This window comes from Clostridium cadaveris (assembly GCF_020911725.1).
Classification (GTDB): Bacteria; Bacillota; Clostridia; order Clostridiales; family Clostridiaceae; genus Clostridium_X; species Clostridium_X cadaveris.
Genome location: NZ_CP076620.1, coordinates 385,640 through 398,730, shown reverse-complemented (window position 1 = coordinate 398,730; position 13,091 = coordinate 385,640). Strand labels below are relative to the sequence as shown.

Below are 13,091 nucleotides of genomic sequence, written 5' to 3'. Positions count from 1 at the left end.
CTTAATTATAAGTTTACTTTAAAAGTTCTTCTGCCTCTTTTCTAGCTTCTTCCGCATTCTTTGGTTCAGTGTCGGGAAATCTATAAAAATAATTTACGATTGCCATTCTTTTTGATCTTGGTATTCCCATCTTGTCTCCAAACTTTTCTATGAAATCTACTTCCTTAAAATCATAATCATCATCAACAAGTCCTATTCTTAAAAGTTCAAAATACATTATGTTTGTTATTCTGTCAGAACTACCTTCAATTACTTTGTAAGCCTCATCTTCATCCATCTCAACTATAACTTCTTCTGAAAGGTTCATTTCCTCACAAAATTTTTCCATAAGCGACTCTTCTTCTTTGCCGATATCATGATCCGACAGCGCAAATTCAGTAACTAAGTTAATAAATGCTACTGCTTGTTTCTCATTTAGCTCATTTAAAAACATATCTATATCCTCCATACTTTATCTTTATTCTCTAATTATATATTATATACACTAAATTAAAATTTTATTAATGTCAATGTAGATTCATAAAACTTAAAATATAATTTTCAATACTACTTATTCATTACTTTTTTTGTATTTTATGGGTTCATATTATTTTATGCCTTTACCCCTTATATAATATCCATATTTTTTCATTTATAAACTGTTTTAAAAATTATTTCTATACTCTTAATATTTATATGAAACCTGAAAACACCGCCTTCTACCTCAAAGATAAAAAACGGTGTTTCCAGCTAATTAAAGCTTTGTAGACTTAATTTATATATAGGTTTTCGATAATAGCGTTTTAATTTTAGGATTGGTGTTTATTTTAAAGTAATACTTCTTTTCTATATCTTCTAATCCTTCTTAAGATTAGCTTAAACTGTTTATACTATATAGTATTTACTTTTCATTTATATATTAAGCATATCTCATGCCAATTTTTTAATTTTTATGTTTCATAAATTAAACCTATTATAATTAAAAGGTTTATCTTTATATAAAAAAATTGTGCTTCACTTGAAACACAATTTTTTAGACATTATTGTCAATTTATTTGCCAAAATAAATTTCAATTTTTTAGATTAATTGTCACTTCATCATTTATTATATTTTCATTATTTTTATCTGGAAGCTTTATCTTTATATATTCTGATTCTTTTCTTATAGCATTACATTCGTAAATTATAGTTGCTGTTTCCTCTGTTTCTTTTGATATATGTCCTGATTGAAATCCTATTTCCCTTCCAGAATCGTCTTCAATTAATGGCTTATAAAAACTATTTTTAAGCTCTTTTGGAACCTCTATTTTTACTGTAGTGCCAAATGGTGTTAGTGATATCTCTTCAATATTTATGTCTTTAGATTTTATATTTGGCTTTAATACTCTAAAATTATCTGATTCCGCTTTTTCAACTTCAAACTCTAAATTCCATTGACCATTAATTTTTGTTCTACCTTCATCATTTTCACCTTTTCTATATCCATAGGCCAAGTTTTTAATATCCAGCTTAACTTTGAAAGTATTTGGCACCTCTTCATTTAGAGAGTACAAATCATATTTTATAACTCCTATAAATGTGTTTTCATCTACAAAGTTTCCTAATGCGCCCTGAAATGTATGGAGTCCTTCAAAACCATCTTTATATTTTTTGCCTACAGATATTTTGCTATAAATATCTGTAAACTCATCATTGTAATAATCTTTGAAATCTACTCTCGTTATATCTTCAAAATTCATTTGAGCATGGTTCATATATTCAGTTATATCATTACCTTTTTTACTAAAGCCTTTCTTATCTTTTATAATAATACTTACAAATAAATTATCATTTGTACAAACTGCTTCATCCACCTTTATTGATACGTCACCATAGGTACTCTCTACGTTTATTCCTTGAGCATATTTTGTATACTCACCTTTATCTACAATAGAATATTTTATTTCGTTGAATACATTTCCTATAAAAGGCAACTTTTCTGCAAAAGCTTCATTGGTAAATCCCAACGTTATTAATGCACATAGCGAAGCCGCTGCAATAATTCTCCTTTTACTTCTTTCATGCTTCTCTCTTTTCTTATACTGTTCTCCTTTACTCATTGCATCTTCTATAACTGAATCAAGCATTTCAGGAATCTTTATATTATTGCTCATTAATAATCATCTCCTAATCTGGTTTTTAAAATCTTAAGTCCACGCCTTAAGTTGGTCTTTACCGTATTTTCAGATTTATTGGTAGCCTTCGCAATATCGCTTATCTTCATATCATGCAGATATTTCATGGTGATTACACTTTTATAATCATCTTTAAGCTTGTCTAGCTCCTTACGTAAATCTAAAGATATATCTCTGTTTATTTCTAAAATATATTTTTCACAAATCTCAATATCTTCTATAGCTATCTGATTTTTTCTCTTCTTTATATTATCTATTGCTGCATTTATAAGCATTCTTGTAAGCCAAGTCCTAAAGTATTCTGGTTTCTTAAGCCTTCTTATTGAAATGAACGCCTTATAAACCGTTTCATGAACTACCTCTAATGCATCATCTTCATTTTTCACATGCATAAAAGCTATTTTGTATAAGTATTCTTTGTTGTTTTTTATAAGATTAGAGAAAGCTTCCTTATCTCCTTTTATCGCTCTCTTCACCTCTAAAATATTGTCCATTTAGTGTTCACACCCTTAATCTTTTTACTAGTAATGAAAAATTTTTAATGAGCTCATCATTACATAGGTTAGACTTACACAACCACAAAAAAGTTTCACTTAAGTTTTAATTTATCACAAAAAAATAATATCTCATAATATAATCTTTATCTTGTATGTTTAATTCTCACATGGTACAATGATTTCATAGCTATAAATCATGATTATTAGCAGATTTAAATTTAAAATTTAATAAAAGCTTCGCAGGGGAACTAAGGAACTAAGAAGTTCTGGAGTTGAGAAGGTGAAACCTGACCCTTATAACCTGTCAGTTAAAACTGTCGTAGGGAGCGTAAAATAAGATTTTTAAAGTGCGCTGTCTTAAGACAATGCACTTTTATTATTTTATGCAACTATTGTTGAAGCCTTTATTCAACGTTGCAACATTGCAGCAGATAAGGAGCAGATATGGATTATACATTGTACTTATGTACAGACAGAGACCTGATGAGTACTAATACTATTGAAGAAGCTGTGGAAAAATCTATCAAAGGCGGAGTTACTCTTGTACAATTAAGAGAAAAGGATTGTTCTTCGCTAGACTTTTACAACACAGCAGTCCGTGTAAAAGCAATAACTGATAGCTACAACATCCCTCTTATAATCAATGATAGAGTCGATGTAGCATTAGCAGTTGATGCAGCAGGAGTTCATATTGGACAATCTGACTTTCCAGCAGATGTGGTACGAAAAATCCTTGGAGATGATAAAATTATCGGTGTATCTACAGCAACAGTAGATGAAGCTGTAAAAGCACAGAATGATGGTGCTGATTATATTGGAGTTGGAGCAATGTTTCCTACTTCAACAAAAGATAATGCACGTTCCGTAACAATGGAAAGCTTAGCTGAAATACGAAAATCTGTTAAAATCCCTATAGTTGCTATAGGCGGAATTAATGAAAAAAATGCGGCTCAATTCAAAGGGACCGGAATAGATGGACTAGCCATTATTTCAGCCATAATCGCAAAGCCAGACATAGAAGCAGCTGCAAGGAATCTTAAGAAAATCTATACTGAATAATTATTAAAAAACTAAATACGTATTACGTAACTTTTATGTTAGTTAGGTCAGTAATTTAATTCATAGAATTTAGAATACCTAGGCATAAAAAGGGGTGCACCACCGCGGGTACATCTTCTTTTTGTGCCTTTTTTATTGCACTTAACTTTCAAACATCATTACTAAGAAAAGAGGAATAAATTTATGAAGAATCAAAAAACTAAAAAACTAATTTTTATAGCCCTTTTATCATGTATAAGCTATGTGCTTAGTACCTTTGTATATTTTCCAAGGATGGCTCCTTTTCAGCACATGATGAATGTAATTGCTGGGGTACTACTTGGACCAGTAGGAGGCTTTGCCAGTGCTTTTTTAACTGGCATAATGAGAATGCTCCTTGGTGGAAGAAGTATACAAGCACTTATAGGGGCAATTGTTGGTGCTTTTCTTGCAGGGCTTGCATATAAGCTAACAAAAAAGACTTATATGGCCGTTGTTGGAGAAGTAATCGGAACTGGTATTCTTAGTGCACTTTTAGTCTACCCTTTTATGGTCCAATTTTATGGATTAAATCCAAGTACACCATTTTGGATATTCATACCTTCATATCTGCCATCATCACTTATGGGATCATGCCTTGGATTTGCACTTATAAAGGTACTAAAAAGAGCTAAAGTATGGCATATAGTAAATGGAATGCTTGTAAATCAGTAATCAAAAACCATTAAAATTTAAAGTTATATCAAATAAATTTATTGAGAAGGTGAAGATATTATGAAAAACTGTTTAAACAATGTAAGAATAAAAGAACCTCTTGTACATTGTATTACTAACTTTGTAACCGTAAATGATTGCGCTAATGTAGTTTTAGCTTGTGGTGGTTCCCCTACTATGGCTCATAATGAAAAAGAAACAGCTGAGATAACAAGTGGTTGTAGCAGTCTAGTTTTAAATATGGGAACTGTCGATAATCTAGATGCTATGATTAATGCCGGAAAGAAAAGTAATGAACTGTCTCATCCTATTGTTCTTGATCCTGTGGCAGTAGGAGCTTCCTCTTTTAGAAAAAATGCCTTTGATGAATTACAAAAGAATATGCATTTTTCTGTAATCCGTGGAAATGCTTCTGAAATCAAATTTATAGCTACTGGTGTTGGTAGTGTATCTGGTGTTGATGCAGCAAAAGAAGATAGAATATCGGAGAAATCAGCACCGTACTTTGCTGATATGGCTAAAAAACTAGCCGAAAAGCTAGACTGCGTTATATCAATATCAGGCGAAATAGACATAGTTGCTTCTAAAGATAAAGCTTATCTTATTAAAAATGGTTGTGCTATTATGTCTAGAATTACAGGAACAGGATGTATGCTTACTTCAATGATAGGAGCTTTCTGTGGAGCCAATCCTGAAAATATACTTGACGCTACGGCTGCGGCAGTCATCACAATGGGTGTAAGCGGAGATTTGGCTTATGAAAAAACTCTTAAGTGTAATGGTGGAACTATGACTTTTAAAATGCACATGATAGACCAAATCAGCCTTATGGATGAAGAAACATTAAAAGAGAGAGGACGCTATGAGGAATTTTAAATTCGCTATATTTGATATGGATGGTACACTTTTAGATTCTATGCCCTATTGGCATAATCTAGGTCGTGATTATTTATTGAGCAAAGGCAAAATTCCTCAAGATAATTTAATAGATATAATACGTTCTATGTCAATGAAGGAATCATCAAAATACTTCATTGACCATTACAATATTGAAGGAACTGTAGATACAGTAATTAATGAAATAAACTCTTTCATAGAAAATCAGTATCTCTATGAAATTCCATGCAAGCCCTATGTGAAAGAGTACTTAGAAAACTTACACTCACAAGATATCAGCATGTGTATAGCTACAGCTACCTCTAAGGATTTAGCTATAAGTGCTTTAAAACGCAACCATATACTTCAATATTTTTCAGAAATCATAAGCTGTGATGAAACAGGTGTTGGAAAAAGTCAGCCTGACATATACTATTTAGCATTAAAACGTATAAAAGCCTCAAAAGCTGAAACTGTAGTGTTTGAAGATGCACTCTATGCCATAGAAACTTCAAAGAAAGCTGGTTTCTACACTATAGGAGTATATGATTCCTCCTGTAGTGAAAGCCTTGAAAAAATTACATCCGTTTGTGATGAATATATAGAGTCATTCAAAAATGAAATAGATAGGAGAAAATAATATGAAAGCAAGTGTAGCAATACAGGTTTTACCCGATGTACATAACAATGATGAACTAATAAGAATAGTTGATGAAGTTATTGACTACATCGCAAGTACAGGCCTTAATTATTATGTTGGACCTTTTGAAACAACTATAGAAGGCGAAGACTATAATGAACTTATGGAAATCGTAAAGAACTGTCAGCTTGTAGCTTTAAAAAACGGCTGCAATAAAGTATCTGCCTATATTAAGGTTGTTTGTAAATCAGAAGGTGAGATACTTTCAATCGATGATAAAATAGGAAAATATAATAAGTAATATTCTAATGGTTTTACAAAACAAAAAGGAATGTAGCAGATTTCATAAAAATATGCTACATTCCTAAATTGTAATATTAAATAAATTCTATACTATAAGCACAATCAAATACATCTTGAGGATCTATCTTATTTATTCCAACTTTGTTTTTTAAATCCCCATCAGTATAAAATAAATCTGAAATTCCATACCATGGTTCTATACATACAAATGGAGCTACAGTTTTGTCTTCTGACATATACTTAGTCCATATTCCTACGTATGGGAAATCCTTAAAGTCTAATCTTATTTCATGAGAATTTGTATTACTCTTAATCGCTATTCCATCTACATTGCTGAATATAACAGCATCCTTTTCAAATAGCTCTGCATTTAAAGGTAATTTTTCTAAGTTTTCTTCTTTCTTAACTTCTCCAGTTAATTCAATTCTTTCAACTTCCTTATCTGAAGGTTGAATCTCTAGATAATAATCTTTTATGGTTTCACCTTCTGCCATCGGAACTTTAAATGCTGGATGACCTCCAATAGAGAAGTACATGTCTTTCTCCTCTAAATTTACAACCTGCCAGTTTATATCAAGCATATTGTCTGTAACCTCATATATTACATGAACTTCAAATTCATATGGATAAACGTCTCTAAACCTTCCATCTGAAGCAAACATCAAATGTACCATAGTGTCTGTCTGTCTATCTACAATAAATTCCTGATCTCTTAAAAAACCATGTTGAGTTAATTTATACTCTTTTCCATCTAAAGTATAAGTATCATCTTTTAACTTTCCTACTATCGGAAATAATATTGGTGATACTCTTCCCCAGTAACGTCTATCTCCGTTCCACATGAATTGGAACCCTTTCTTCTTATCGTATACTTTTTTAACCTCAGCTCCTTTTTCGCTTATGGCCACTCTAATTCTATCATTTTCTATTGCTATCATACAAAACCTGTCCTTTCTGTACTCTATCCTGTGTAATTATTATACATCATATAAGTTAAAATTAAACTCTTTTCTTAGTAAATTATTAATTCTTTAACACACCAATTTCTAATTGACCCATATATTATTAAAATTTAGAGTTGCCAAGCTTTATTATATTTACATAAAAAATCTAATTATATTATATGACAATTAAACTCATATCTTTCTATATAAACCTATAGATTTTAAATACTAATTTTCAAGTAAATTCACACAACTATATGAGGTCTTGATAACAATTTAACCTTTTGTAGTTAGGTTTTCTATATTTTACGCTAACGACTCTGCTTTTTAGGTTAATATATACTATCTTAAAATTCAAATTTTTAACAATATTTCAATAATTCACGTTTAATTATTTTTATTTATAATTAAAAGGTATGATTTTTTCGAATTTTTACATAATTTTATATTTTATTACTTATAATGTTAATGGTAAACGGTTTATAGTATAATTATACTATAAACAATTTATTTACAAAATTTAAGAAATGGAGTGATTTGATGGACGCATTATTACCTTATGTAGTAAAATTTAATGGCATTATGTGGAATACTGTATTAATTTTTCTACTTTGTGGAACAGGAATTTACTTCTCGATCCGACTTAAATTTGTCCAGGTTACCAAATTTAAAGCTGCTTTTAAACAAGTTTTCGGCGGCATGAAATTTGGAAACAAAGCTGGTAAAGACGGAATGTCTTCATTCCAATCTCTAGCAACTGCTATTGCAGCTCAAGTTGGTACAGGAAATCTTGCAGGAGCTGCCACAGCTATAGTATCTGGTGGTCCAGGAGCAATTTTCTGGATGTGGCTAAGTGCATTCTTTGGTATGGGTACAATCTTTGCTGAAGCTACTTTAGCTCAAAAATACAAGACTAAAGTAGACGGACAAGTTACAGGTGGTCCTGCTTACTATATCCGTGATGGACTTAACTGTAAATGGCTTGCAGCTTTCTTCTCTGTAACAATAATACTAGCTTTAGGCTTTATAGGAAACATGGTACAAGCTAATTCAATCGCTGATGCTTTTCATTCAGCATTTGGTGTAAATCAAATGGTAGTTGGAGTTATAATCGCTATTTTAGCTGGATTCATATTTATCGGTGGAATTTCTCGTATAGCATCATTTACTGAAAAAGTTGTACCTATAATGGCTTTATTTTATATAATTGGAAGCTTGTTTATAGTATTTAAAAACTATACTCATATTCTTCCTGCATTTGAAATGATATTTGTAGGTGCTTTCAATCCTCAAGCAGTGCTTGGAGGCGCTTTAGGTGTAACAGTTAAAAATGCTATGAGATATGGTGTAGCTCGTGGACTTTTCTCAAACGAAGCTGGTATGGGATCAACTCCTCATGCTCATGCTATAGCAAAAGTAAACCATCCTGCAGAACAAGGTTTATCAGCTATGGTTGGTGTATTTATAGATACATTTATAGTTCTTACTTTAACAGCTTTAGTTATATTGACAACTGGTGTTCTAGGAGATGGGAAAACTGGTATAGCTCTAACTCAAGAAGCATTTGGTGTTGGTATGGGTTCTATAGGTAATTCCTTTATAGCTATAACACTATTATTCTTTGCTTTCTCTACAATAATTGGATGGTACTTCTTTGCTGAAGCGAACATCAAATACTTATTTAATGGTAAAGGCTTGATGGTATTTAAACTACTAGTTATGTTCTTTATATTCTTAGGCTCTTGTGCTAAAGTTGATTTGGTATGGGAACTTGCAGACACATTTAATGGTCTTATGGTATTCCCTAACCTTATAGCACTTTTACTATTATCACCAGCCGTTATTCATATGTATAAAGATTTCTTAGATAAAAAGAATAGTCTTGTAAAATAAACTACTTATAAATTTCATATATAGACTCTATTAAAAGGTGTGCTGTAAAATCATAAATAATTTTACAGCACACCTTTGCTATTCCTATAAAATTTATCTAAAGCTCTCTGTATTGTTCCTCTTAAAAAATTAAATTTTGGGTTATTAATATTTTATTACATTATTTTGGTTATAATTCTCTATAGTGGTGCATATTTAAATTAAATGATAAAATGTATATAATTAAAGGCATAATTTTTTATGCTTGCTTTAGGTGGTGTTTAAAGATGAAAAGTAAAACATCTCTCATAACTTTTTGTAGCTGCATAATATTAGGTGTTTTCTTATTGCTTTGTTTAGACGGATTAACTAAATCTCCTGATTTAACTGATATAGATGATTTAACTGTTATTCATAAAAACTATACCTTGAAAATAGATGACCCAGAAGTATTATCACATTTCATAGAATTAGGAAGTTCTTTAAAAGAAGTTAGAAAACTAGATAGTTACAACATAACTGATTTCTTTAACTTATCCTATATTAAGGATGGAAAGAAAAATAGTATATCTATTTCTTCAAAGTATTTCATGCAGGATGGTACTTTATATGGTGGCAGAAAACTCTCTAAGCTTTACAAGTTAATTGATAACTATATAATCACCAATGAACCCATAGAAAGCTATCTTGCTAATAAGACCTTTTATATTTCTATGATGGATATGCCACTTGAAGATAACGTCCCTGCTTCTTCTGATGTGATAGATTCCATAAAAAAAGGCTCTATAAATACCGAGATGCATTCTAAATATAAGAATAATAAAGATATTTTATCTACTATATATAAACTTCAAGAATTCCCAGCTTACAAACTTCATGGAAGTTCTTTGATAGATTCAAATACTGTAGATATATATGTTATAAATAAAAATTTAGTATATATAGATACTAATGAAGGCTTTGGAAAATTTGTAGATGTTCCTTCTAATTTATATACTTTAATAAATCCAGTTGCACCTGAAACAAAGCTTTCAAATTCATCAATATATTATTTATTTAATGCTACAAACCTTAAATACAGAGGAAAAAATATAAAACCAGAAGATGGCGCTATCCGCGCTCTTTGTGGACTCTATCCTCTTGATGTCAAAGACTCTAAGACTTCTTCTAAGATAACTTTAGAAGCAGTTTTAGATGGTAAAAACATAGAAATATTAGTTGATGGGCCTTATGTGGAATTTAACAATAAAAGGTTTGAATCTCCTAATGCTATAGAAGCATTTAATGAAATTATAAAGGAGTGATGATTCTATGAAGAGAAAGTTTATATGCATTTGTGCTATTTTATCAATCCTCCTTTTTACTATAATAGGGATAATATTGTGGCAATCCAATGATCCAGATACAAATTCTACAGAAGTCAATCTATTATTTAATGATTTTATATCAATCACTATGTCCAAAGATGACGGAGATAACCTTATAGCTTCTCTTGATAATGCTACACTTCATGATGGTGATTTTGATGTATATTCTGCTCCAGTGATAGCAAAACTGCAGTTTGTAAAAAAACACTGCTATACTGAAGGCCTATATTTTAAAGACTTATTCTCCTATGAAAATAAATTTTATGATATACCAGAAAACTTTTATAAAATAATATGTAACTATTTTAGTGGTCAAAATCTCTTAAAAAATGCTTTGCCTAATGTAAAAACAGTAAAAATAAAAACAGAAGCTGCAAATGGACGTTACATGACACTAACAAATGATCATACAAATGATATTAAAAATATATTATGTTCTGCAAAAACTTCTAACATGTATTCTTCTAGGAAACTTCCTTATCAAAAGTTCCCTCAGTATACTATAAAATTATATGGTCAAGGAAATGATAGTTTAGATTTGTATTTGATAGATGAGCATACCATTTATGTGAAAGATGCTCTAAGTGGAAATATAGTTAAAATAGATTCCGATGAACTTTGGAAATTCATAGGTTCTATAATTAAATAAATAGATACCATAAGCAGGCTGCCATAGGGCAGCTATTTCTATATACTCTTCCCCCTCCCCCCCTAATCTCTTTTCTTTCCAAACCAACCTAAACTTTTTCACCCTTTACTACCTAAATTTCTTCACTATAAACAAATTTTTTCTGTATAATCCTATCTCATGTTAGGCATACTATTTTTGAGGTGATATATATGAGATTACCAAAACATATAGGAATAATTCCGGATGGAAATAGAAGGTGGGCGGCTTCTCACGGAATGACAAAGGAAAAAGGATATGACTTTGGCATATCTCCCGGATTGATATTATTCAAATTATGCCAACAGTACGGTATAAATGAAATCACTTATTATGGTTTTACTGTTGATAATACTAAACGTCCTTCTTACCAAAAAGATGCTTTCATACAGGCTTGTATAGATTCAGTAAATATACTTTCAAAAGAAGATGCTGAACTCTTGGTAATCGGTAATTCTGATTCACCAATGTTTCCCGAAGAATTGAAGCCCTTTACTACAAGATGTATTTTCGGTAAGGGTGGAATTAAAGTTAATTTTCTAGTGAATTATGGATGGGAATGGGATTTAAACTACAATAAACCCTTAAGCAAAGATAAAGTATTTAAATCTCATGATATCTCTAGAATTGATTTGATAATAAGGTGGGGAGGCCGTAGACGTTTAAGCGGTTTTCTTCCAGTTCAATCAGTATATTCTGATTTTTATATAGTAGATGATTATTGGCCTGATTTTAATCCACAGCAATTTATAGATGCCCTTGAATGGTATGATAAACAAGATATTACCTTGGGAGGCTAGTAATTTTGAAGGCTCCATTATGAATATTCTCCACAAAGACACAAAGAAGACTTTCCTTAAAGGAAAGCCTTCTTCTTCTGTCAGGAACTTATGTGATATTTACAATTTATTTAATGGATAGCCATTGTTATCTCTCACCTATTTTAAGCTTAAAATAACAACAAACACACTCCTAGATAATGAATTCTAAAGCTTCACCCAAAGCTAAAAATTCATTTTATGCAGTAACAGCTTCTTTTTCCTCAGTCTTAACCTTATTTTTCTCCACAACTGTTGATAAAACTCCTAATACTGCTGCAGACAATAGTGCAGTTGCACATACCCTTACTATAGTGTTCTTTTTCATAATATCACCTTCCCTAATTTATTCTTATTGTTTGATATTTATCTTACGTCTACTATTATTAACTTATTTTATTACATTTAATAACTCTATTCTATAAATTCTTTCTTACTTTTTTCTTAAATGACTAATATCATTTAAAGTTATTACAGTAAACTTGTCCTCTTCCTTATCATAGTAAATATGATTTATGGAGCAATTATCCACTCTGAAATTCCCTTCATGATTTGCATCTATAGAAAGTATGGAACATAAAACAGCTGCAATAAGCGCTCCATGAGATACAACAACCACATTCTCGTAGTTACAACTATTTACAAGATTTCTAAGAAAATTTATGCCTCTAATCTCTGCATCACCATAGGATTCTCCCCCTGGAATTTTCACCTTAACCCTGTTTGTCATCCATGTCTTAAGAAATTCTTTGTATTCTACTTGAATCTCATCCCAAGTTCTTCCTTCCCATTCTCCTAAATTAAGTTCTATTATTTCATCTGTTGGATTTATTGTTCCCGCACTTACATAACTATTTATAATCTCTGCTGTCCTCATAGCTCTTTTTAATGTGCTTGAATAAATACAATCTATATTATAACTTTCAAGTTTATTACCAACTGAATTTGCCTCATCTATTCCTTTAGCGTTTAGTTCTATATCCATTCTTCCTTGATACTTTCTAACGCTATTCCAATCTGTTTCACCATGTCTTATAAGATAAATGTTCATATTATATATTCTCCCTTATTATTATCATTACCTTTCATTTTAAATTATCTTGACATGATTTTTCAACAGTTATAAATTAATTATATTTTCCCAATTTTCACCTTAACATGGTATAATTTATGTATAAAAGATTTCTAGGAGGTAAGAAAGT

The 13,091-nt window shown here is 30.7% G+C and carries 15 protein-coding genes and 1 riboswitch; of the genes, 9 read left to right on the top strand and 6 right to left on the bottom strand.

Annotated features, from left to right (window positions below; translation table 11 throughout):
- Nucleotides 1–13 precede the first annotated feature (13 nt).
- The 3 genes from KQH81_RS01790 to KQH81_RS01780 form a co-directional block, all read right to left on the bottom strand.
- A complete protein-coding gene (locus KQH81_RS01790; RefSeq protein WP_027638800.1) occupies nucleotides 14–433 on the bottom strand; it encodes a hypothetical protein in 420 nt (139 codons plus the stop codon).
- A 616-nt stretch (nucleotides 434–1,049) separates the two neighbouring features.
- Entirely contained in the window at nucleotides 1,050–2,132 is a 1,083-nt protein-coding gene (locus KQH81_RS01785; RefSeq protein WP_027638801.1) for a DUF4179 domain-containing protein, read from the bottom strand.
- The gene (locus tag KQH81_RS01780) at nucleotides 2,132–2,647 is read right to left on the bottom strand and encodes a sigma-70 family RNA polymerase sigma factor (RefSeq protein WP_027638802.1); all 516 of its coding nucleotides are present in this window, start codon (nucleotides 2,645–2,647) and stop codon (nucleotides 2,132–2,134) included. Before KQH81_RS01780 ends, KQH81_RS01785 begins: the two co-directional genes overlap by 1 nt.
- 234 nt (nucleotides 2,648–2,881) lie before the next feature.
- Nucleotides 2,882–2,993: riboswitch (TPP riboswitch) on the top strand.
- A gap of 101 nt (nucleotides 2,994–3,094) precedes the next feature.
- Between KQH81_RS01780 and thiE the strand changes: the two genes are divergently transcribed.
- The 5 genes from thiE (at nucleotide 3,095) to KQH81_RS01755 (ending at nucleotide 6,219) form a co-directional block, all read left to right on the top strand.
- On the top strand, nucleotides 3,095–3,709 hold the full coding sequence (thiE, locus tag KQH81_RS01775) for a thiamine phosphate synthase (protein WP_027638803.1): 615 nt from the start codon (nucleotides 3,095–3,097) through the stop codon (nucleotides 3,707–3,709).
- 183 nt (nucleotides 3,710–3,892) lie between these two features.
- Nucleotides 3,893–4,402: an energy coupling factor transporter S component ThiW gene (gene thiW, locus KQH81_RS01770; protein ID WP_027638804.1), complete on the top strand. Its 510-nt coding sequence runs from the start codon at nucleotides 3,893–3,895 to the stop codon at nucleotides 4,400–4,402.
- A 60-nt stretch (nucleotides 4,403–4,462) separates the two neighbouring features.
- On the top strand, nucleotides 4,463–5,278 hold the full coding sequence (thiM, locus tag KQH81_RS01765) for a hydroxyethylthiazole kinase (protein WP_206153084.1): 816 nt from the start codon (nucleotides 4,463–4,465) through the stop codon (nucleotides 5,276–5,278).
- Nucleotides 5,265–5,918, top strand: a complete 654-nt coding sequence (locus KQH81_RS01760) for an HAD family hydrolase (RefSeq protein ID WP_027638806.1) — start codon at nucleotides 5,265–5,267, stop codon at nucleotides 5,916–5,918. The genes thiM and KQH81_RS01760 overlap by 14 nt, the downstream gene beginning before the upstream one ends.
- 1 nt (nucleotide 5,919) lies before the next feature.
- Nucleotides 5,920–6,219, top strand: a complete 300-nt coding sequence (locus tag KQH81_RS01755) for a thiamine-binding protein (protein ID WP_027638807.1) — start codon at nucleotides 5,920–5,922, stop codon at nucleotides 6,217–6,219.
- Between the two features lie 76 nt (nucleotides 6,220–6,295).
- Here KQH81_RS01755 and KQH81_RS01750 read toward each other — a convergent pair whose 3' ends face one another.
- The gene (locus tag KQH81_RS01750; protein WP_027638808.1) at nucleotides 6,296–7,159 is read right to left on the bottom strand and encodes an aldose 1-epimerase family protein; all 864 of its coding nucleotides are present in this window, start codon (nucleotides 7,157–7,159) and stop codon (nucleotides 6,296–6,298) included.
- A gap of 546 nt (nucleotides 7,160–7,705) precedes the next feature.
- On the opposite strand from KQH81_RS01750, the gene KQH81_RS01745 reads away from it, so the two are divergent.
- The 4 genes from KQH81_RS01745 to KQH81_RS01730 all read left to right on the top strand — a co-directional run bounded on the left by KQH81_RS01745 (nucleotide 7,706) and on the right by KQH81_RS01730 (nucleotide 11,871).
- On the top strand, nucleotides 7,706–9,058 hold the full coding sequence (locus KQH81_RS01745) for an alanine/glycine:cation symporter family protein (protein ID WP_027638809.1): 1,353 nt from the start codon (nucleotides 7,706–7,708) through the stop codon (nucleotides 9,056–9,058).
- Nucleotides 9,059–9,324: 266 nt separating this feature from the next.
- Complete coding sequence (locus tag KQH81_RS01740) at nucleotides 9,325–10,341, top strand: hypothetical protein (RefSeq protein ID WP_027638810.1); 1,017 nt, start codon at nucleotides 9,325–9,327, stop codon at nucleotides 10,339–10,341.
- A 7-nt stretch (nucleotides 10,342–10,348) separates the two neighbouring features.
- A complete protein-coding gene (locus KQH81_RS01735) occupies nucleotides 10,349–11,053 on the top strand; it encodes a hypothetical protein (protein ID WP_027638811.1) in 705 nt (234 codons plus the stop codon).
- 191 nt (nucleotides 11,054–11,244) lie between these two features.
- A complete protein-coding gene (locus KQH81_RS01730; RefSeq protein WP_027638812.1) occupies nucleotides 11,245–11,871 on the top strand; it encodes an undecaprenyl diphosphate synthase family protein in 627 nt (208 codons plus the stop codon).
- 217 nt (nucleotides 11,872–12,088) lie between these two features.
- Here KQH81_RS01730 and KQH81_RS17570 read toward each other — a convergent pair whose 3' ends face one another.
- Nucleotides 12,089–12,217, bottom strand: a complete 129-nt coding sequence (locus KQH81_RS17570) for a hypothetical protein (RefSeq protein WP_267890562.1) — start codon at nucleotides 12,215–12,217, stop codon at nucleotides 12,089–12,091.
- A 105-nt stretch (nucleotides 12,218–12,322) separates the two neighbouring features.
- The gene (locus KQH81_RS01725; protein WP_035770744.1) at nucleotides 12,323–12,940 is read right to left on the bottom strand and encodes a histidine phosphatase family protein; all 618 of its coding nucleotides are present in this window, start codon (nucleotides 12,938–12,940) and stop codon (nucleotides 12,323–12,325) included.
- Nucleotides 12,941–13,091: the final 151 nt, after the last annotated feature.